This is a genomic window from Enterobacter cloacae complex sp. 372C4, assembly GCF_050030615.1.
In the GTDB taxonomy this organism is placed as follows: Bacteria; Pseudomonadota; Gammaproteobacteria; order Enterobacterales; family Enterobacteriaceae; genus Enterobacter; species Enterobacter intestinihominis.
On record NZ_JBLGUQ010000003.1, the window covers coordinates 1 to 20,629 of the forward strand.

Genomic DNA, 20,629 nt, shown 5'->3' on the forward strand with positions numbered 1-20,629 from the left:
GGAACATAAAGTGAACGGAATGACCACCACCGCCGTATGTTCCCCTCACCCTAACCCTCTCCCCAAAGGGGCGAGGGGACTGTTCAGTGCGGTAGCGCCACCGGGCTTTTTTCAGAAGCTGTAGCTCGCCCCGACCTGGAAGGTGCGGTCGCGGCCTATCCAGCAGTTGGTCGCGTCATAGCAGGTGAGCGTCTCTTTGTTGGTGACGTTCTGCGCGCTCGCTTTCAGCGCCAGCCCCTCCAGCGATGGCGCCAGTTCGCCCATGCGGTAAGATGCCGCCAGATCGTACTGCGTCGTACCGCCCAGCTTGCCTGCATCATTGGCTGGCGAGATCTCCATCGGCCCGGTGTAGCGTGCACCAGCCCCCAGCGTTAACCCTCTCAGCGGCGTGCTGTCAAAGGTGTAATCTCCCCACAGATTAAAGGCGTTCTCAGGGACCTGCGTCGGTCGTTTGCCCTGGTACTTGTCATCTTCGGTATTGATGGCGTGGGTGTAGGCATAATTGGCAATCAGCGTCAGGTTATCCGTTGGACGACTAATAGCGGAAAGCTCCGCGCCTTTCGATTCCACTTCCCCGGTCTGGCGGTAGTTGAGGAAGCCCGGATCGCTGGTCACCACATTTTTCTGACGAATGTTAAACACCGAGGCGGTGAAGGTAGTTGCATATTCCGCCAGCAGATATTTCACCCCACCCTCCACCTGCTTACTGGTGGTGGGCTTAACGTCTTTCGCGGTCAGCGTACCCTGCGGCGATACCGGTGCGAAACCTTCCGAATAGCTGATAAACGGCGAGAGACCATTTTCGAAGGCATAAAGCGCCCCCAGTCGTTTGGTGAGGCGATCCTGCGATACCCAGGCTTTGTCACCGTTTTGCAGATAGTTGGTGGTGACGGAACGGTAGTCGTCAAAGCGCAGGCTGGCCAGCACGTTAAGCCCGCCAAACGCAATCTGATCCTGAAGGTAATAGCCATTCTGCTGATAGCCGAGACGGTTTTTCTGCGCTGTTTCAAGCCCCAGCGCATCGTTATCGATCTGCGAGTGATCCGGATTGCGCATATCGATACCCGGTGTGGACGAGGCGTAACGATAATGGAAGTGAGAGTTCAGCTTCTGGTAGTCAAAGCCCGCCAGCAGATGATGTTGCCAGTCCCCCAGCGCGACGGTTCGGGTAACCTGGTTATCAATGTTGAAGCTCTGCAAATCTTCATCCGTGGTATAGGCGAAGCGGTTAAGCTGGAAGACCTCGCTGCCCGTCCCGGTGGAATAGGCGCTGCGCTGGTGGGTATCCACGTCAAAGTAGCGCGCTTTCTGGTTAAAGCCCCAGCCACTGTCAAACTCATGCTCAAAGCTGTAGCCCAGCATCCACTGGCGCTGTTTGAAGCCGCTCCACTCATCCCCGGCATAGTCACGACGATCGGCGTATTTAGACCGCAGATAGCTTAGCGGCATCGGATCAGACGGCGTCAGGCTCGGCGTATTTTGCGCCAGCGCGTCAATGGTCAGGCGCGTTTTGTCATCCGGCTGCCAGGTCACGGAGGGGGCCACCAGATAGTTTTCATAGCGCGTGGTGTGCGCCTGTTCGTCACTTTCCGTCGCTTTGCCCAGCAGACGATAGTTCCAGTCGCTGTTCGCGATCTGCCCCGTGGAATCCAGGTACCCCTCTTTCAGATTGCGGTTTCCGGTATTAAAGCCCAGTTCCGTTTTCGCCTCTTTCTGCGGCTTTTTACTCTGAATATTGACCAGCCCGCCCGGGGAGCCGCCGCCATACAGCACGGATGACGGCCCCTTCAGGATATCGACGCTCTCAATCAGCAGCGGATCGATTCGCGCTTTGGTGTTCCCGGTGACGTTATAGGGAAGTTGCAGGCCGTTGTAGAACTCCTGATCGACGTTGAACCCGCGGATTTTGTACTCGCTCATGTAAGAGGTGCTCCCGCGCACCTCCGTGGAAACGCCCGGCGCATAGCGCAGGATCTCGTTTACCGAACTGGCGTGCCGCTGCTCAATCTCTTTAGCGGCGATGGTGTTGATCACCTGCGGCGTTTTACTTTCCGCGACGGCTGATTTCGTGGCGCTATTGGTCCAGGCAGGGAGCGCGCTGCCCTGCTCTGTACCGGTTACCACGATGGTGGGTTCTTCTGCGAAAGCCTGTGTCTGCAATGCCAGCGTGACGGCGCCTGCCAACGCGCATAACGCAAAACGTGAGGTGCTCATAGTGTCGTCTTATTATTAGATGATATTGGGAACGACAATTATTATCATTTTTATTACCGAATCAATATCAGCGGAGAAAAACAGATCGTTTGTATTAAGTTTCATGCCAGCGTGCCGATAACCCAGAGACAGTCTGTCATCTATCGAGGAGCCATCTGGCGTGAGTAGCTACAGTGAGCAGTTCCTGAAACAAAATCCGCTGGCTGTATTAGGGGTGTTACGCGACCTGAAAAAGGGCGAGGTGCCGCTGCGCATCAACTGGTCAACCAGCCAGTTTATCAGCAAGATCCTGGACGTGACGGCAGAACACCTGATCGTGGATCTGGGTAGCCAGAGCGATGAAAACCGTGCCGCGCTACAGGCAGAAAACCTCTCGGTGATGGCCGAAACGCAGGGGGCTAAAGTCGAGTTTATACTGCCTCGCCTGACCACGATCGTGTACCAGGGTTTGCCTGCGTTTATCACCCCCCTGCCCGCTAATCTCTGGTTCGTGCAGCGCCGCGAGTATTTTCGCATCAGCGCCCCGCTTCACCCGGCCTACTTCTGTAAGGCGAAAATGCCGGACAAAAAAGAGATCCGCTTTCGTCTCTTCGACCTGTCGCTGGGCGGCATGGGAGCGTTGATGGATATGCCGAAGCCGGAAGGGCTGGTGGAAGGTATGCGTTTTAGTCAGATCGAGCTGGATATGGGCGGATGGGGACGCTTCTGGTTTGACGCCCAGCTGATTGCCATCAGCGAGCGCAAGGTGGTGGACGGCAAAAACGAAACCATTACCACGCCGCGACTGAGTTTTCGCTTTCTGAATGTCGGGCCAGGCGCCGAGCGCGAACTACAGCGCATCATTTTTTCACTGGAGCGTGAAGCGCGGGAACGCGCGAATAAAGTGCGCTGAAAGGCGTCGGGCAGCGTGCTGCCGCCCGACAAAGACGTTACATGGCGTCCATTGCTTTCTGTACTTTCCAGATATAACGTGGAGCCTGTGCTGACGGATGATTCTTCACAACGTGTTCGAAGAATTCATCTTTATCCATATCGTTAATTTCTTCTATCGCCTCTTTGCGATCGGATGAGAAGGTTCGGAGCAGCGCGCCAGCTCCGTTAACGTACGACACCACCAGCGCATATTGCATCACTTCCGGATCGTCAATCCCCTTCAGAATGCCATGCTCCAGAATGCTCAGGTAAGCGGTTCCCATAGAGATATTACGTTCCGGGTTTTTCAGCTCGCTGGTGGATGGCTGTCCCTTCCAGCCCATGTAGCGATAGACCTCTCTTCCCGCCGTAGAGGCTTTTAACTGCATCAGCCCCACCGCATTCGATTTACTCACCAGCGTCGGGTTCCCGCCGGACTCCACGGCGATGATCGCGGTGATCAGGCGCGGACTCACGCCCCAGGCCTTCCCGGCTTGTTCGCTGATCGGCATCCACTGCATGGCCCGCTTTACCGGGACTTCAGGATTCCAGGGGGGATTTTTATAATCATGTTTTGAACTACAGCCAGCGAGCAACACAATCAAAAAAGCAAACCATCTCAATTTCACGTCATCTATCCTTATAGCCGGTCATCGCGGTACGTCGCCCCTTGAAGCAGGCGGCGTATAAGCGGCATGATATAGACAATTAGATTCTCATTCAGCAAGGAATTGCCATGCCTCAGTTTCATCTCATCGCACCGTCGGGCTACTGCATCAACCAGGAGGCGGCACAGCGGGGCGTTCAGCGCCTGCTGGAAATGGGCCATCAGGTAGAAAATCAGACAATTATCCCCCGCCGCATGCAGCGTTTTGCCGGTACGGAGGCGCAGAGACTGAACGATATCAACAGCCTGGCGACGCTGGAAGGTGAAAACACTATTGTGCTGGCCGTGCGCGGCGGCTATGGCGCAAGCCGGCTGCTGGAGAGCATCGACTGGGCCGGGCTGGCCGCACGCCAGCAGCAGGATCCGCTGTTAATCTGCGGACACAGCGATTTCACGGCGATCCAGCTCGGCCTGCTGGCGTTGCATAACGTCATTACCTTTAGCGGTCCGATGCTGGCCGGCAACTTTGGTGCGCCGGAGCTGGATGCGTTTACGCAGGACCATTTCTGGCGCGCCCTGCAAAACCCGACGTTCACCGTCGAGTGGCAAGGCAACGGACCGCACTGGGAATGTGAAGGGCAGCTGTGGGGCGGAAACCTCGCGATGCTGGTATCGCTGATTGGGACACCGTGGCTGCCGCAGATCGAGGACGGCATTCTGGTGCTGGAAGATATCAACGAACACCCGTTCCGCGTCGAACGCATGCTGTTACAGCTTTATCACGCCGGGATCCTGGATCGGCAGTCGGCCATTGTGCTGGGCAGTTTCAGCGGGTCAGCCCCCAACGATTACGACGCGGGCTACACGCTGGAGACGATGGTCGATTTCATTCGTTCCCGGCTGGATATTCCGGTGATTGCCGGTCTGAATTTCGGCCATGAGCAGCAAACCGTTACCTTGCCACTGGGTGCCCGGGCGCACCTTGTACACGGTAATTCAGGCAGTCGGTTAACAATCAGCGATCATCCGGTCTTAAAGGCATAAAAAAGCCGTTATTCCCCCTCAATAAAACGCAGATACAGTTGTTAATATGTTAGGGTTTTAATAACAGCGTTCACATTGAGGTGGGAGTAAGACGACATTGAGTGCCACAGCGATAATCAGTCTTTTCATTCTGGGTTCCATCCTGGTAACCTTCAGCATTTTATTAAGTTCATTTTCATCGCGCCTTGGCATACCTATTCTTGTCATTTTCCTGGCTATCGGCATGCTGGCGGGGGTTGACGGAATCGGCGGTATCCCCTTCGATAATTACCCTTTCGCCTATATGGTAAGTAACCTCGCGCTGGCGGTGATCTTGCTGGACGGCGGCATGCGCACCCAGGCAAGTTCGTTTCGCGTTGCCTTAGGCCCGGCGCTGTCTCTGGCTACCGTCGGCGTGCTAATCACCTCCGGCCTGACCGGTATGATGGCAGCCTGGCTGTTTAACCTCGATATGATGGAAGGCCTGCTTATTGGCGCGATTGTCGGCTCTACCGATGCGGCGGCGGTGTTCTCGCTGCTCGGCGGCAAGGGGCTGAACGAGCGCGTTGGCTCCACGCTTGAGATTGAATCCGGCAGCAACGATCCGATGGCGGTGTTCCTGACCATCACCCTGATTGAGATGATCCAGCAGCACGAAACTGGCCTGAGCTGGATGTTCGCCTGGCACATCCTCCAGCAGTTTGGCCTCGGGATTATCATTGGTCTCGGCGGCGGTTACCTGTTACAGCAGACAATCAACCGTATTACGCTGCCTTCCGGCCTTTACCCGCTGCTGGCCCTGAGCGGCGGGATCCTGATCTTTGCCGTCACCACCGCGCTGGACGGCAGCGGTATTCTGGCGGTTTACCTCTGTGGATTCCTGCTGGGCAACCGACCGATTCGTAACCGTTATGCGATACTGCAAAACTTTGACGGGCTGGCCTGGCTGGCACAGATCGCCATGTTCCTGGTGCTGGGCCTGCTGGTGACGCCTTCCGACCTGCTGCCTATCGTCGTGCCAGCGCTGCTTTTGTCGGCCTGGATGATCTTCATCGCCCGTCCGCTGTCGGTGTTTGCCGGGCTGCTGCCGTTCCGCGGGTTTAACCTGCGTGAGCGGATATTTATCAGTTGGGTGGGGCTGCGCGGCGCGGTGCCGATTATCCTGGCGGTTTTCCCGATGATGGCCGGGCTGGACAACGCTCGTCTGTTCTTCAACGTCGCCTTCTTTGTGGTGCTGGTATCGCTGCTGTTCCAGGGGACGTCGCTGGGCTGGGCGGCGAAAAAAGCCAAAGTGGTGGTACCGCCCGTTGGCTGGCCGGTCTCCCGCGTGGGGCTGGATATTCACCCAGACAACCCGTGGGAACAGTTTGTCTATCAGCTAAGCGCCGATAAGTGGTGCGTGGGTGCTTCGCTACGCGATCTGCATATGCCCGCTGAAACGCGTATTGCCGCCCTGTTCCGGGATAACGCCCTGCTTCACCCGACCGGCAGCACGCGGCTGCGAGAGAACGATATCCTCTGCGTGATTGGCCGCGAGCGCGACCTGCCTGCCCTTGGCAAGCTGTTCAGCCAGTCGCCCCCGGTGGCGCTGGATCAGCGTTTCTTCGGCGATTTTATCCTCGAAGCCAGCGCCCGCTTTGCGGATGTGGCGCTGATTTATGGGCTGGAGGGAGGAATGGAGAATCGCGATAACCAGCAAACACTGGGCGAGATTATTCAGCAATTATTAGGGGCTGCACCGGTCGTCGGTGACCAGGTGGAGTTTGCCGGGATGGTCTGGACGGTGGCCGAGAAAGAGGATAACGCGGTGCGCAAAGTCGGCGTAAGGCCGATGGAGGAGGAGGCGGAGTAGCTGCTTTCTTGCCGGGTGGCGCTAACGCTTACCCGGCCTACGTTCGGGCTTTTGTAGGCCGGGTAAGGCGAAGCCGCCACCCGGCACACACACATGTTACACCGTCACAACCGGCACTCTTGACGCCAGCGCGCACATCAGTTCATACCCGACAGTGCCCGCCGCAGCGGCCACATCATCAATTTTAACCTCGTTGCCCCACAGCTCAACCGGTGAGCCGATCCCCGCCTGAGGACATGGCGTCAAATCAATAGCCAACATGTCCATTGAGACGGTGCCTACCGTGCCCGTACGCACGCCATCGACCCACACCGGCGTGCCGCTCGGGGCGATGCGCGGATAACCGTCTGCATAGCCCCCCGCCACGATACCGATACGCTGTTCGCCCGCTGCCCGATAGCGGCTGCCATAGCCCACCGTATCGCCCGCTTTCAGGGTTTGCACGCCGATAATTTCGCTTCGTAACGTCATCACCGGCTTCAGGCCGCTGTTGGCGATATCCTGCCACTGACCTGAGGGTGACGCGCCGTACAGAACGATCCCCGGGCGCACCCAGTTGTAATGCGCCTCGGGATGCCAGAGCGTTGCCGCTGAGTTCGACAGCGAGCGCGGACAGTCCAGCCCTTCTGCCGCCTGCTCAATGCGGACCATAGCATCGGCAATGCCGTCCGGCTTTTCCGCATCGGCAAAATGCGCCATCAGCGTCATCTCACCGACGTTTTTCAGCGCACGAAGCTGCTGCCAGACCGTGTGCACACGTTCAGGCTGGAAGCCCAGACGATTCATACCGCTGTTCACTTTGAGATAGATATCCAGCGGGGCATGCAGCTTCGCGTCCTGAATGGCCTTGATTTGCCAGTTACTGTGAACGCTGGTCGTCAGGCGGTACTTATCCAGCAGAGGCAGATCTTGCGCATGGAAGAATCCTTCCAGCAGCAGGATCGGTCCTTTCCAGCCGCGCTCACGCAGCAGGATGGCCTCTTCCAGATTCAGCAAGGCAAAACCGTCTGTGGCGCCGAGCGCACTCCAGATACGGTCGATACCATGACCGTAGGCGTTGGCTTTCACCACCGACCAGACACGAGAACCCGGCGCAGCACGACGAACAATTTGCAGGTTATCCTTCAGCGCCTGCAAATCCAGCTGGGCCAGAATGGGACGGGACATGACGACTCCTTAATTATGCGCGCCGTGCAGGTGTTGTGGACGCGAGGGGGTAAACCCTGATTGATAGCGTGCGGCGCTCAAATCGTCAAACGGAATTGCCGGCGTCCGCCCGGAAATCAGGTCGCTAAGCAGCTGGCCCGAACCGCAGGCCATGGTCCAGCCAAGCGTACCGTGGCCGGTATTTGTCCACAGATTTTTGTAAGGCGTACGGCCCACAATCGGCGTGCCGTCCGGGGTCATTGGACGCAGGCCGGTCCAGAACGTCGCCTGCTCAATGAAACCGCCGCGCGGGAAGAGATCGCCGACGACCATCTCCAGCGTTTCACGACGTGGTTTGAGCAGTTCGGTATTGAAGCCCACGATTTCCGCCATGCCGCCGACGCGGATCCGGTTATCGAAACGGGTGATGGCGATTTTGTAAGTTTCATCAAGAATGGTTGATACTGGCGCGCCGCTGTCCTCTTTCACGGGAATGGTCAGGGAGTAGCCTTTCAGCGGATAGACCGGGATATCCAGGATCCCTTTCAGCATCGCGGTAGAATAGGATCCGAACGCCATCACGTAAGCATCGGCTTTGATCACCTCTTCTCCACACTTCACGCCGTAAATCTTCTCCCCTTCCGACAGCAGCTTGTCGACAGAGGTGTTGAAGCGGAATTTCACCCCGGCCTGCTCACACATGCGCGCCAGACGCTGGGTGAAAAGCTGGCAGTCGCCGGTTTCATCGTTCGGTAAACGCAGGCCGCCCGTCAGCTTGTGCGCGACCTCGGCAAGTGCTGGCTCCACCTGGGCAAGTTGGCTGGCTTCCAGCAGCTGATAGGGTACGCCCGCATCTTCAAGCACGGCGATATCGCGGGTCGCGTTTTCGTACTGTTGCGCGGTACGGAACAGCTGAAGTGTGCCGCCCTGGCGCCCTTCATATTCGATCCCCGTTGAGGAACGCAGCGCTTTCAGGCAATCGCGGCTGTATTCTGCGAGGCGCACCATGCGCCCTTTGTTTTCCATGTAGTGGCGGGTGTCGCAGTTGCGCAGCATCTGCCACATCCACTTAAGCTGGAACTGTGTGCCGTCAAGGCTTATCGCCAGCGGCGCATGTCGCTGAAACATCCATTTGATCGCCTTCAGCGGAACGCCCGGGGCCGCCCACGGCGCAGCGTAGCCCGGGGAGATCTGCCCCGCATTCGCCGCACTGGTTTCCAGCGCCGGACCGGATTCGCGATCGATAACGGTAACCTCATGTCCCGCCTGACTTAAATACCAGGCGCTGGTTACGCCAACGACACCACTTCCCAGTATGACAACACGCATAGCCACTCCATTATGAGCAAAAGAACAATCATCTAATTACAGATTGATAACCTAGCTGAAAATATTATTCAACATATGACTTTTTTATGGTGACTCAACTCACATATCCCGCTGTATCAGGGGATGGCGCTTATTTGGGATCTCCTGCTGCGCGTTATTTTTAACCAGTAGAAAATTCTGCTAGCACCGCTTTTTTTGCCGTATCGAAAACGGGAAATCGCAAAGAAAAAATTTCTGCGCCCCGCGTATTTGAATGGGGTGATCTATGCTTGAAAGGAGGCTCTCCAGTCAGAGAGAGCGACCAACAACGAGGGCGCGCTAATGGCTACACTAGATTCCATGTCAAGGGACAGCACCCGTCTGAGCGATGGACCCGACTGGACCTTCGAGTTGCTGGATGTCTACCTGGCGGAGATCGACCGGGTGGCCAAACTCTATCGTCTGGACACCTATCCCCATCAGATTGAAGTCATCACCTCGGAACAGATGATGGACGCTTACTCCAGCGTCGGGATGCCGATTAACTATCCGCACTGGTCGTTTGGTAAAAAATTCATTGAAACGGAGCGACTGTATAAGCACGGACAGCAGGGGCTGGCGTATGAAATCGTTATTAACTCTAACCCGTGTATTGCCTATCTGATGGAGGAGAACACCATTACCATGCAGGCGCTGGTGATGGCGCACGCCTGCTATGGACATAACTCGTTCTTCAAAAATAACTATCTGTTCCGCAGCTGGACGGACGCCAGCTCCATCGTCGATTACCTTATCTTCGCCCGCAAATACATTACCGACTGCGAAGAGCGCTACGGCGTGGACGAGGTAGAGAAGCTGCTGGACTCCTGCCACGCGCTGATGAATTACGGCGTTGACCGCTATAAGCGTCCGCAGAAGATCTCATTGCAGGAAGAGAAAGCCCGGCAGAAGAGCCGCGAGGAGTATCTGCAAAGCCAGGTGAATATGCTGTGGCGCACCCTGCCGAAACGTGAGGAGGAGAAAACCGTCGCCGAGGCGCGTCGTTACCCTTCCGAGCCGCAGGAAAACCTGCTCTACTTTATGGAGAAGAACGCCCCACTGCTGGAGCCGTGGCAGCGTGAGATCTTGCGCATCGTGCGCAAGGTGAGCCAGTATTTCTATCCTCAGAAGCAGACCCAGGTGATGAACGAAGGCTGGGCGACCTTCTGGCACTACACCATTCTTAACCACCTGTATGACGAAGGAAAAGTCACCGAGCGGTTTATGATGGAGTTTCTGCACAGCCACACCAACGTGGTATTCCAGCCAGCGTATAACAGCCCGTGGTACAGCGGCATTAACCCGTACGCACTCGGCTTTGCCATGTTCCAGGATATCAAGCGTATCTGCCAGTCGCCCACCGAAGAGGACAAATACTGGTTCCCGGATATTGCCGGTTCTGACTGGCTGGAAACGCTGCACTTCGCGATGCGTGATTTTAAGGATGAGAGCTTTATCAGCCAGTTCATGTCGCCGAAAATCATGCGTGATTTCCGCTTCTTCACCGTACTGGATGATGACCGCAACAACTACCTGGAGATCTCTGCGATCCACAACGAAGAGGGCTATCGTGAGATCCGCTCGCGCCTGTCGTCTCAGTACAACCTGAGCAATCTTGAACCGAACATTCAGGTCTGGAATGTGGATCTGCGCGGTGACCGCTCTTTGACGCTGCGCTATATCCCTCACAACCGCGCGCCGCTGGATAAGGGGCGTAAGGAAGTGCTGAAGCATGTGCATCGCCTGTGGGGATTTGACGTGTCGCTGGAGCAGCAGAATGAAGATGGCAGCGTGGAGCTGCTGGAGCGGTGTCCGGCGCGGTTGAATACGTTGTAGTGAGTTTTAGCCGGGTGGCGGCTACGCCTTACCCGGCCTACGGGTTTTGTAGGCCCGGTAAGCGAAGCGCCACCGGGCGAAAAAAACCTCTCAATCGAGAGGTTTTTTATTTCAGCGACTCTGAATCGCTAAATCACCCGGCAGGGTTTTCTGCATTCGGTGCCAGATTTCACCGGAGTCGTGGCCATAACGACGCACCGTTTCATAGACCTGATCGTGCAGCCCTTCGGTGCAGAGCTTGCTCAGTTTATGGTAGAAGCCGAGCGCCAGGCTGCGGGCTTCAGGGTTGGCAAAGTAGTGACGACCAATGCGTGTATATAACCCTTTCATTCCATTCAGGATCAGACCGTAAACCGGATTGCCGGAAGCAAACGCCAGACCGCGGAACACGTTGTAGTCGAGGGTCGCAAAGGCGTCCGCGTGGTCTTCCACCTCATTGGCGGTGGCAAGCACCTTCAGCGCATCTTCAGGATGCTGACGAAACGCGGTGCGGATGAAAATGGTAGCGATGTTGGTGCGCACCGAAAGCAGATTGTCAATCAGCTGCGGTACGCTTTCGTGATCGAGACGCGCCAGCGTTTCCAGAATATTCAGCCCGGACGTTTCCCAGAAGTTATTCACCTTAGTGGGTTTGCCATGCTGTATCGTCAACCAGCCATCGCGCGCCAGACGCTGGAGCACTTCTCGCAGCGTGGTACGGGTGACGCCAATCAGTTCAGAGAGTTCGCGTTCAGCAGGTAGAATTGATCCCGCAGGGAAACGATTATTCCAGATGCTTTCAATGATGTACTCTTCCGCGAAACCCGCCGGGCTCTGCGCCTTAATGACCATAGTGAGATTTCCATTACACAGCTTTAGCAAATTGCACTCATCATACCAGAGGCGCGCAGAGGCAGATAGCGCAGCAGAGACAGAAAAGAGGGATCGCCGTTTCATTTTTATGAAATTTACAAAATGGCTTTATCCCCCTCTCCGCCGCCGTTTTTGCGTATACTGATGTCTTGTCTTATTTGACGGGGAAAGGACGTCTGTCGTGGAAATTTCATTTGGGCGCGCGCTGTGGCGCAACTTTTTAGGTCAGTCACCTGACTGGTACAAACTCACTCTACTGGTATTCCTGGTCGTTAATCCCGTTATCTTTTTGCTGGATCCCTTCGTTGCCGGGTGGATGTTGGTCGCCGAGTTTATCTTTACCCTGGCGATGGCATTGAAGTGCTATCCGCTGCTGCCCGGCGGGCTGCTGGCGCTGGAAGCCGTGGTCATTGGAATGACCAGCGCGGAGCATGTTAAAAACGAGATTGCGTCGAATCTTGAAGTCCTGCTACTGCTGATCTTCATGGTGGCGGGGATCTACTTTATGAAGCAGCTTCTGCTGTTTATCTTCACCCGTCTGCTGCTGAGCATTCCGTCGAAAACGCTGCTCTCGCTGGCGTTTTGCCTCGCCGCGGCTTTCCTCTCTGCCTTCCTGGATGCGCTGACGGTTGTGGCGGTGGTGATCAGCGTCGCCGTCGGCTTTTACGGTATTTACCACCGGGTCGCCTCGTCTCGTCCTGGCGATAACTTGCAGGACGACAGCCACGTTGAGGCGCACAACCGCGATGTGCTCGAGCAGTTCCGCGCGTTTCTGCGCAGCCTGATGATGCATGCGGGCGTGGGGACGGCGCTGGGCGGCGTGATGACAATGGTTGGAGAGCCGCAAAACCTGATTATCGCCAAAGCGGCTGAGTGGCATTTTGGCGAATTTTTCCTGCGCATGGCGCCGGTCAGCGTGCCCGTTTTGATCTGCGGCTTAGCGACCTGCGTGCTGGTCGAAAAATTCAACCTTTTTGGGTATGGCGCGAAGTTGCCCGATCAGGTCCGTCAGGAGCTGCATAAGTTTGACGAGCAGAGCCGCAAACAACGCACGCGCCAGGAGACGCTGCGCCTGATTGCACAGGGCATCATCGGCGTGTGGCTTATCGCTGCGCTGGCCTTCCACCTTGCCGAGGTGGGGCTGATTGGTCTGTCGGTAATTATTCTGGCAACCAGCCTGAGCGGCGTCACGGACGAACATGCTATCGGAAAAGCCTTTACCGAAGCGCTGCCGTTTACCGCCCTGCTGGCGGTGTTTTTCGCCGTCGTGGCGGTGATTATTGACCAACATCTGTTCGCGCCAATCATCGCGTTTGTGCTTCAGGCCACGCCAGATTCGCAGCTAACGCTGTTCTATTTGTTTAACGGTCTGTTGTCTTCTATATCCGATAACGTCTTTGTCGGGACGGTATACATCAATGAGGCCAAAGCCGCGATGGAGCAAGGGATTGTCAGCAGTGAACAGTTCGAGCTGCTGGCGGTGGCGATCAACACTGGAACCAACCTCCCCTCCGTGGCAACCCCGAACGGTCAGGCGGCCTTCCTCTTCCTGCTGACCTCGGCGCTGGCGCCACTCATACGACTTTCTTATGGAAGAATGGTCTGGATGGCGCTGCCGTACACGCTGGTGCTTACCCTTGTTGGTTTGCTGTGCATCAAAATTACTCTCGTTCCCTGTACGCAATGGTTGTTGCAAGCAGGTATACTTGCGGCGCATTAAAATTCGTTTACACTGCGCTGTCTAAGCATGTTCCAGGGAAATGATTATGTTGCGATTTTTGAACCAGTGCTCACGCGGTCGCGGAGCGTGGTTGTTGATGGCCCTGACCGCCTTTGCGCTGGAAATGGTCGCGCTGTGGTTTCAGCATGTGATGGGGCTGAAACCTTGCGTCCTGTGTATTTATGAGCGTTGTGCGCTGTTCGGCATTATGGGCGCAGGTCTGGTAGGTGCGATTGCACCTAAAACACCGTTACGCTATGCCGCAATTGCCATCTGGCTGTACAGCGCCGGGAAAGGGATTGCGCTTGCCTGGGAGCACACCCAGATGCAGCTTCACCCGTCGCCGTTTATGACCTGCGACTTTGCCGCCCGCTTCCCGAGCTGGCTGCCGCTGGATAAATGGCTGCCGCAGGTGTTTGTGGCCTCCGGTGACTGCTCTGTACGCCAGTGGGAGTTTCTGACGCTGGAGATGCCGCAGTGGCTGGTGGGCATTTTTGTCGCCTACTTCGTGGTAGCGCTGCTGGTGCTGATTGCCCAGCCGTTCAAGCCAAAGAAACGCGATCTTTTTGGAAGGTAAAAGCAAAACGGCAACGTCAGTTTTGTAGGTCGGGTAAGCGCAGCGCCACCCGACAAAATTGCGCACAATAAAAAACCCGCCTCGGCGGGTTTTTTATTATCACCGATTAGGGTGATTCATAATGTGGTCTTCCCAGTCCTGCACCTCGGACTCTTTCACCGCAATGTGGCGCACGGAAATACGCTCGCCGTGCATCGCCGCTTTCGACCCCGTCAACAGCGGATGCCATGTGGGCAGATCTTTACCTTCCGCCAGCAGGCGATACGCGCAGGTATGCGGCAGCCACTCAAAGGTCGGCAGATTTTCACGGGTTAACTTGATGCAGTCCGGCTCATAGTCGAAACGGCGCTCGTAGTTGCGGCACTGGCAGGTTTTGATGTTTAACTGCTTGCAGGCTACGTTGGTGAAATAGATCTCATCCGAATCTTCATCCATCAGCTTATGCAGGCAGCACTGCCCACAGCCGTCACACAACGATTCCCACTCCGCGTCGGTCATGTCGTCGAGAGTTTTGCTTTGCCAGAAAGGAATGTCGTTCATCGGGATGTCCACACGTCAAAATAGAGCGCACCTTATAACGAGTCTGGCACGTTGATGCAAGTTTTGCCGCCCTTTTCAGGCGGCAAGGTGCTTTTACAGCACGCGGGTTTTCAGCGACAGGCCGTTAAAACTGACGTCCAGCTCGTCGCCACTGTGCAGCGGCCCCACACCTTCCGGAGTGCCGGTAAGGATCACGTCGCCGGGTTTCAGGGTGAAGAAGCGGCTCATGTAGGCAATCAGCGGAACGATCTTATGGATCATGTCAGCGGTCGTCCCCTGCTGGCGGATCTCGCCGTTGACCTTCAGGCTGAGGGGCGTATTCTGCGGGTCGTCGGTAAATTCACTCACCGGAACGAAACCGGAAATCGGGCATGAATTGTCAAAGCCCTTGGCTTTTTCCCACGGCTGCCCCGCTTTCTTCATTTTGCTCTGGACGTCGCGCAGGGTCAGGTCGAGCGCGACAGCGTAACCCGCAATCGCTTTCTCTACATGCTCTTCGGTCGCCTGGCGCAGCGTCGCGCCGATCAGCACCGCCAGCTCCACTTCATGATGCACCGAGCCCAGCCCCTGCGGCAGAACCAGCGGCTGGCGAATATCGCACAGTGCGGTTTCTGGCTTAATAAACAGAACCGGCTCATCCGGCACGGCGCTGCCCATCTCCTGAATATGTTTTGCATAGTTGCTGCCCACGCAGATCACTTTGCTGACGGGATAATCCAGTAATGCACCTTGCCAGTTATGATGTTGATACATGGTCGACCCCTAATCGGTTGATGAGTTGTTCCCGGAGTGACCCGGGCTTATTTCTTTCCGCTCACCTCAAGATGCTGTTTTAATAAATTCTCCGGTGGCGGCGGAAGCTGTAAATAATAGCCCTGCTCGGTTAACGCCTTTTTGACTTTCTCCAGATCGGCGTTCACCAACTTCTTACGGCCGTCCAGCGGCAGCAGCATCGCCAGTTGCGGTCGGCCAAAGCTTTTCATTAATTCCTCAGGCACGCGGGAAAAATCGTCTTTCTTTTCGACATAAAGGTAGGTCTGGTCGCGGCTGGTACTTCTGTAGATCACACAAAACATGTTTTTACTCTGAATTAATGGGTGGTTGCTTGCCTCAATATACTCCTGACTATAACATGCCTGATACTCTTCGGAATATCGCGGCGATGTGTTGCGGTTAATAGCAAATTGAGTAAGGCCAGGATGTCAAATACGCCCATCGAGCTTAAAGGCAGTAGCTTCACCTTATCAGTGGTTCATTTGCATGATGCAAAACCCGAGGTTATTCGTCAGGCGTTAGAAGACAAAATCGCGCAGGCTCCCGCTTTTCTTAAGCATGCTCCTGTTGTCGTTAATGTAAGCGACCTTGAGGGGCCGGTTAACTGGAAGCGACTCCAGCAGGCCGTCGTCTCCACGGGGTTGCGCATCGTGGGTATTAGCGGCTGCAAAGACGCAGAGTTAAAAGCCGAAATTGAACGCGCGGGTTTGCCCTTGTTGAACGAGGGCAAAGAAAAAGCCCCGCGTGCAACGCCTGCAACCGTTCCCGCTCCCCCGCCTCCGGCGCAAAATGTAGCCCCAGTCACAAAAACGCGATTGATTGATCTGCCGGTTCGTTCCGGTCAGCGCATTTATGCGCCAAACTGTGATCTGATTGTTACAAGCCACGTCAGTGCGGGCGCAGAACTGATTGCAGACGGCAATATTCACGTTTACGGTATGATGCGTGGGCGTGCGCTTGCGGGCGCCAGCGGCGATCGAGAAGCACAAATTTTTTGTACTCACCTGACGGCAGAACTGGTGTCTATCGCAGGTGAATATTGGCTGAGCGATAAAATCCCAGCCGAATTTTATGGCAAAGCGGCTCGTCTGCAGCTGGCAGATAACGCTTTGACCGTTCAACCGTTAAATTGATCCCTTTTAACAAGGAATTTCTATGGCACGCATTATTGTTGTGACTTCGGGTAAAGGAGGCGTTGGCAAGACCACCTCCAGCGCGGCCATCGCTACTGGTTTGGCCCAGAAGGGAAAGAAAACCGTCGTAATCGACTTCGATATCGGTCTGCGTAACCTGGACCTGATCATGGGTTGCGAGCGTCGCGTGGTGTATGACTTCGTGAACGTCATTCAGGGCGATGCCACGCTTAACCAGGCGCTAATTAAAGATAAGCGTACCGAGAACCTCTACATTCTCCCGGCGTCCCAGACCCGTGATAAAGACGCGCTGACCCGTGAAGGCGTGGAAAAGGTGCTCGACGATCTGAAAAAGATGGAGTTCGACTTCGTGGTCTGCGACTCCCCGGCCGGCATCGAAACCGGCGCGCTGATGGCGCTCTACTTCGCGGATGAAGCCATCATCACTACTAACCCGGAAGTCTCGTCAGTACGTGACTCCGACCGTATTCTCGGCATTCTGGCCTCGAAATCTCGTCGCGCGGAAAATGGCCAGGAGCCGATCAAAGAGCACCTTCTGCTGACCCGCTACAACCCGGGTCGGGTGAACAAAGGTGACATGCTGAGCATGGAAGACGTGCTGGAGATCCTGCGCATCAAACTGGTTGGCGTGATCCCGGAAGATCAGTCCGTATTGCGCGCCTCTAACCAGGGCGAGCCCGTGATCCTGGATACACAGGCAGACGCGGGTAAAGCGTATGCGGATACCGTTGACCGTCTGCTGGGAGAAGAACGTCCTTTCCGCTTCATTGAAGAAGAGAAGAAAGGTTTCCTCAAACGCCTGTTCGGAGGATAAGTTATGGCATTACTGGACTTTTTTCTCTCGCGGAAAAAAAGCACCGCCAACATCGCAAAAGAACGTCTGCAAATCATTGTGGCGGAACGTCGTCGTAGCGACGCCGAACCGCACTACCTGCCGCAGCTGCGCAAAGACATTCTGGAAGTGATCTGCAAATACGTGCAGATTGACCCGGAAATGGTCACCGTTCAGTTGGAGCAAAAAGACGGGGATATTTCGATTCTGGAGCTGAACGTGACGCTTCCGGAAGCGGAAGAGTCACGTTAATCCGTTTGTGGTTTTGTAGGCCGGGCAAGCATCGTACCGCCCGGCAATTTCCCCGGTGGCGCGGCGCTTACCGGGGCTACAATTCTTTAGCGCGGATACCCTTCCAGCAGGGTGTTCAGGCGTTCAGCCATCAGTTCCCCCCGCCATCCGGCGACCAGTTCCGGTAAGCCATTTTGCGGTTTCAACTTCCAGTGCCAGTTCAGCAGCTGGTTAATCTGACGACGTGAAGCCAGCAGCTCGGCGCTCAGTTTGCTTTCCCCCGCCACCGTCTGCACCAGCGCTTTGATATCTTTGAACGCCTTGCGGTAGCCCGGCATATCCATCAGGTTAAGCAGTGGTTCTGGCAGTGCGTCCTCCGGCAGCTGCTGAGCTTTCTCTACCAGCGCGAGCAGCGTTTTACCGTGGAAACGGATCTCACTCCCGGAAAGGCCAATGCTGTCCAGTTCGCCAAGGCTACCCGGCATATAGCGCGCTACCGCCCACAGGTGTTCTTCACGCACCACGAAGTTAACCGCCAGATCGCGCTCACGTGCTTTACGCAGCCGCCAGTCAGCCAGCAGTTGCAGACAGGCCAGTTGACGGGTGCGCAGCTGCCAGGCGTTAGTGATGTCACGCCAGGCCTCTTTCGGATCAACCACTTCCTGACGACGCTGCTGCGTCATGCGGCACTCGTCCAGGGCGGCAGACAGCCAACCGGACGCCTCAGCCTCTTTCATAAGCTGGCCAGCAATCGGCAGCAGGTAGAATACATCTGCCGCGGCGTATTCAAGCTGACGCGCCGTCAGCGGGCGCGCGAGCCAGTCGGTACGCGATTCGCTCTTATCCAGCGTCAGACCGGTGTACTCTTCCACCATCGCCGCGAAGCCCCAGGAGAGCGGACGACCGCTGAACGCCGCGAGGATCTGGGTATCAATCAGCGGCTGCGGCATGATGCCAAAGGTGTTGAGAAAGACTTCCAGATCTTCACTGCCGGCGTGCAGATATTTGGTCACGGCGGTATCAAGCAACAGCTCGCGCATTGGCGCCCAGTCGGTAATGCCGAGGGGGTCAATCAACGACACGTGTTTGCCGTCATACATCTGGATCAGGCCCAGTTGCGGGTAGTACGTGCGGGTACGGACAAATTCCGTATCCAGGGCGATAGCGGGGAAATCACGCGTCACCTCGCACAGCGAAGCCAGCTCGTCGTTGGTAGTGATCATCTGGTAATTCAAATCGGACTCTCTTTTGTTTGCGCCCATAAAAAACGCCGGCTTAACCGGCGTCTGGGCGATTAACGTGAAGCTCAGGCCTTATTGTCCACTTTGGCACGGGCTTCGTCACGTAATTCTCGTCGTAATATCTTCCCGACGTTGGATTTCGGCAGCTCATCGCGGAATTCCACCAGCTTCGGCACTTTATAGCCCGTCAGCTGCCGGCGACAAAACGTTATCAGCGCTTCCTCGGTAAGAGAAGGATCTTTCTTGACCACAAATATCTTCACCGCTTCACCACTGCTGCCGGAAGGAACCCCCACCGCTGCCACCTCCAGCACGCCGCTGTGCTGCATCACCACGTCTTCGATTTCGTTCGGATAGACGTTGAAACCGGAAACGAGGATCATGTCTTTCTTGCGATCGACGATACGCAGAAAACCTTCGTCATCCATCACCGCGATGTCGCCGGTGTACAGCCAGCCGTCTTTGATGATCTCATCCGTGGCATCTGGGCGCTGCCAGTAGCCCAGCATCACCTGCGGCCCTCTGACGCACAGCTCGCCCGGTTCGCCGTGAGGCACTTCGTTACCCTCATCGTCCACCAGTTTAGCTTCCGTCGACGGGACCGGCAGACCGATACTGCCGCTGTGGTAGTCGATGTCATGCGGGTTGACGCTGACCAGCGGGGCGCACTCCGTCAGACCATAGCCTTCCAGCAGATACTGTCCGGTGAGTTTTACCCAGCGCTCGGCAACCGCCTGCTGAACCGGCATCCCGCCGCCCGCAGAAAGATGCAGCGTGGAGAAATCGAGCTGCTGGAACTCTTTATTGTTAAGCAGCGCGTTAAACAGGGTGTTCACGCCGGTCATGGCGGTGAACGGGTATTTCGCCAGCTCTTTAACCAGCCCCGGAATGTCGCGCGGGTTGGTGATCAATACGTTTTGACCGCCAAGCTCGATAAACAGCAGGCAGTTCATGGTCAGCGCAAAAATGTGATACAGCGGAAGCGCGGTGATCACAAGCTCCTTGCCCGGGTGCAGCAGTGGCCCGTAGGTGGCGTTCACCTGTTCAAGGTTCGCCAGCATATTACGATGGGTCAGCATCGCCCCTTTAGCCACGCCGGTGGTACCGCCGGTGTATTGCAGGAACGCCAGATCTTCTGACACGATCTCCGGCTTAACGTACTGCATCCGGTAGCCCGCATGCAGCGCGCGGCGGAAGGAGATGGCATCCGGCAGGTGGTATTTCGGCACCAGCCGCTTAACGTATTTCACGACAAAGTTGACCAGCGTACCTTTCGCGGTAGAGAGCTGGTCGCCCATGCGCGTCAGGATGACGTGCTTAACCTGGGTTCTTTCAGCGACTTTTTCCAGCGTGTGGGCAAAGTTGGAGACAATCACAATCGCCGCCGCACCGCTGTCATTCAACTGATGTTCCAGCTCGCGCGGGGTATAGAGCGGGTTAACGTTAACCACGATCATCCCCGCCCTGAGGATCCCGAACAGCGCCACCGGGTATTGCAGCAGGTTTGGCATCATCAGCGCGACGCGATCCCCTTTCTGCAAGCCCAACCCTTCCTGTAAATAGGCCGCAAACGCCCGGCTGCGCTCTTCCAGCTTACGGAAAGTCATCACTTCGCCCATATTCACAAATGCGGGCTGGTCAGCGTAGCGCCGTACCGAGTGTTCAAATAATTCAATCAGGGATTGATAACGGTCAGGATTGATCTCCGCAGGGACATCCGCGGGATAACGGTTAAGCCAAACCTTTTTCAATGCATCACCTCTGAAATGAG

The 20,629-nt window shown here is 56.0% G+C and carries 18 protein-coding genes and 1 pseudogene; 9 read left to right on the top strand and 10 right to left on the bottom strand.

The genetic code is table 11. From position 1 onward, the window contains the following. Positions 1-111: 111 nt before the first annotated feature. Complete coding sequence (locus tag ACQG11_RS25170) at positions 112-2,214, bottom strand: TonB-dependent siderophore receptor (protein ID WP_426728921.1); 2,103 nt, start codon at positions 2,212-2,214, stop codon at positions 112-114. 160 nt (positions 2,215-2,374) lie between these two features. On the opposite strand from ACQG11_RS25170, the gene ycgR reads away from it, so the two are divergent. Next, positions 2,375-3,106, top strand: coding sequence for a flagellar brake protein YcgR (gene ycgR / locus ACQG11_RS25175; protein ID WP_022648423.1), 732 nt, complete (start codon positions 2,375-2,377; stop codon positions 3,104-3,106). A gap of 37 nt (positions 3,107-3,143) precedes the next feature. Here the strand turns inward: ycgR and emtA are convergent, their stop codons facing one another. Further along, on the bottom strand, positions 3,144-3,755 hold the full coding sequence (gene emtA / locus ACQG11_RS25180) for a membrane-bound lytic murein transglycosylase EmtA (RefSeq protein ID WP_022648424.1): 612 nt from the start codon (positions 3,753-3,755) through the stop codon (positions 3,144-3,146). A gap of 107 nt (positions 3,756-3,862) precedes the next feature. Between emtA and ldcA the strand changes: the two genes are divergently transcribed. Both ldcA and ACQG11_RS25190 read left to right on the top strand, forming a co-directional pair. Then, positions 3,863-4,777 carry a muramoyltetrapeptide carboxypeptidase gene (ldcA, locus tag ACQG11_RS25185; protein ID WP_423397661.1) on the top strand — a complete coding sequence of 305 codons (915 nt, stop codon included), beginning with the start codon at positions 3,863-3,865 and terminating at the stop codon, positions 4,775-4,777. A gap of 97 nt (positions 4,778-4,874) precedes the next feature. Beyond that, positions 4,875-6,542: pseudogene (locus ACQG11_RS25190) on the top strand (potassium/proton antiporter); the annotation flags it as partial. 162 nt (positions 6,543-6,704) lie between these two features. Here ACQG11_RS25190 and dadX read toward each other — a convergent pair. Both dadX and ACQG11_RS25200 read right to left on the bottom strand, forming a co-directional pair. Then, positions 6,705-7,775, bottom strand: a complete 1,071-nt coding sequence (dadX, locus tag ACQG11_RS25195; RefSeq protein WP_022648427.1) for a catabolic alanine racemase DadX — start codon at positions 7,773-7,775, stop codon at positions 6,705-6,707. 9 nt (positions 7,776-7,784) lie between these two features. Next, a complete protein-coding gene (locus ACQG11_RS25200; RefSeq protein WP_022648428.1) occupies positions 7,785-9,083 on the bottom strand; it encodes a D-amino acid dehydrogenase in 1,299 nt (432 codons plus the stop codon). Positions 9,084-9,404: 321 nt separating this feature from the next. On the opposite strand from ACQG11_RS25200, the gene ACQG11_RS25205 reads away from it, so the two are divergent. After that, the gene (locus ACQG11_RS25205) at positions 9,405-10,937 is read left to right on the top strand and encodes a SpoVR family protein (protein ID WP_022648429.1); all 1,533 of its coding nucleotides are present in this window, start codon (positions 9,405-9,407) and stop codon (positions 10,935-10,937) included. A gap of 111 nt (positions 10,938-11,048) precedes the next feature. Here ACQG11_RS25205 and fadR read toward each other — a convergent pair whose 3' ends face one another. Further along, positions 11,049-11,768, bottom strand: a complete 720-nt coding sequence (gene fadR / locus ACQG11_RS25210; protein ID WP_015570315.1) for a fatty acid metabolism transcriptional regulator FadR — start codon at positions 11,766-11,768, stop codon at positions 11,049-11,051. Between the two features lie 202 nt (positions 11,769-11,970). Between fadR and nhaB the strand changes: the two genes are divergently transcribed. Next, complete coding sequence (gene nhaB, locus ACQG11_RS25215) at positions 11,971-13,509, top strand: Na(+)/H(+) antiporter NhaB (protein WP_045308313.1); 1,539 nt, start codon at positions 11,971-11,973, stop codon at positions 13,507-13,509. Positions 13,510-13,555: 46 nt separating this feature from the next. Continuing rightward, the gene (gene dsbB, locus ACQG11_RS25220) at positions 13,556-14,086 is read left to right on the top strand and encodes a disulfide bond formation protein DsbB (RefSeq protein WP_032622423.1); all 531 of its coding nucleotides are present in this window, start codon (positions 13,556-13,558) and stop codon (positions 14,084-14,086) included. Between the two features lie 99 nt (positions 14,087-14,185). Here the strand turns inward: dsbB and ACQG11_RS25225 are convergent, their stop codons facing one another. The 3 genes from ACQG11_RS25225 to ACQG11_RS25235 all read right to left on the bottom strand — a co-directional run bounded on the left by ACQG11_RS25225 (position 14,186) and on the right by ACQG11_RS25235 (position 15,702). Continuing rightward, the gene (locus tag ACQG11_RS25225; RefSeq protein ID WP_022648432.1) at positions 14,186-14,626 is read right to left on the bottom strand and encodes a YcgN family cysteine cluster protein; all 441 of its coding nucleotides are present in this window, start codon (positions 14,624-14,626) and stop codon (positions 14,186-14,188) included. A gap of 93 nt (positions 14,627-14,719) precedes the next feature. Next, the gene (locus tag ACQG11_RS25230; RefSeq protein WP_423397660.1) at positions 14,720-15,379 is read right to left on the bottom strand and encodes a fumarylacetoacetate hydrolase family protein; all 660 of its coding nucleotides are present in this window, start codon (positions 15,377-15,379) and stop codon (positions 14,720-14,722) included. A 47-nt stretch (positions 15,380-15,426) separates the two neighbouring features. Further along, positions 15,427-15,702: a YcgL domain-containing protein gene (locus tag ACQG11_RS25235; RefSeq protein WP_006810982.1), complete on the bottom strand. Its 276-nt coding sequence runs from the start codon at positions 15,700-15,702 to the stop codon at positions 15,427-15,429. Between the two features lie 123 nt (positions 15,703-15,825). Between ACQG11_RS25235 and minC the strand changes: the two genes are divergently transcribed. Genes minC through minE form a run of 3 tightly spaced genes read left to right on the top strand, consistent with a single transcriptional unit; the run spans position 15,826 to position 17,638 of the window. Beyond that, positions 15,826-16,533 (top strand): septum site-determining protein MinC, encoded by a 708-nt coding sequence (minC, locus tag ACQG11_RS25240; protein ID WP_015570311.1) that lies wholly within the window; start codon positions 15,826-15,828, stop codon positions 16,531-16,533. A gap of 22 nt (positions 16,534-16,555) precedes the next feature. Further along, positions 16,556-17,368: a septum site-determining protein MinD gene (gene minD, locus ACQG11_RS25245; RefSeq protein ID WP_003859938.1), complete on the top strand. Its 813-nt coding sequence runs from the start codon at positions 16,556-16,558 to the stop codon at positions 17,366-17,368. A 3-nt stretch (positions 17,369-17,371) separates the two neighbouring features. Further along, positions 17,372-17,638: a cell division topological specificity factor MinE gene (minE, locus tag ACQG11_RS25250; RefSeq protein WP_003859937.1), complete on the top strand. Its 267-nt coding sequence runs from the start codon at positions 17,372-17,374 to the stop codon at positions 17,636-17,638. 86 nt (positions 17,639-17,724) lie between these two features. Here the strand turns inward: minE and rnd are convergent, their stop codons facing one another. After that, a complete protein-coding gene (gene rnd / locus ACQG11_RS25255) occupies positions 17,725-18,840 on the bottom strand; it encodes a ribonuclease D (protein WP_123059168.1) in 1,116 nt (371 codons plus the stop codon). An 83-nt stretch (positions 18,841-18,923) separates the two neighbouring features. Further along, positions 18,924-20,609, bottom strand: coding sequence for a long-chain-fatty-acid--CoA ligase FadD (gene fadD / locus ACQG11_RS25260; RefSeq protein ID WP_074132809.1), 1,686 nt, complete (start codon positions 20,607-20,609; stop codon positions 18,924-18,926). Positions 20,610-20,629 lie beyond the last annotated feature (20 nt).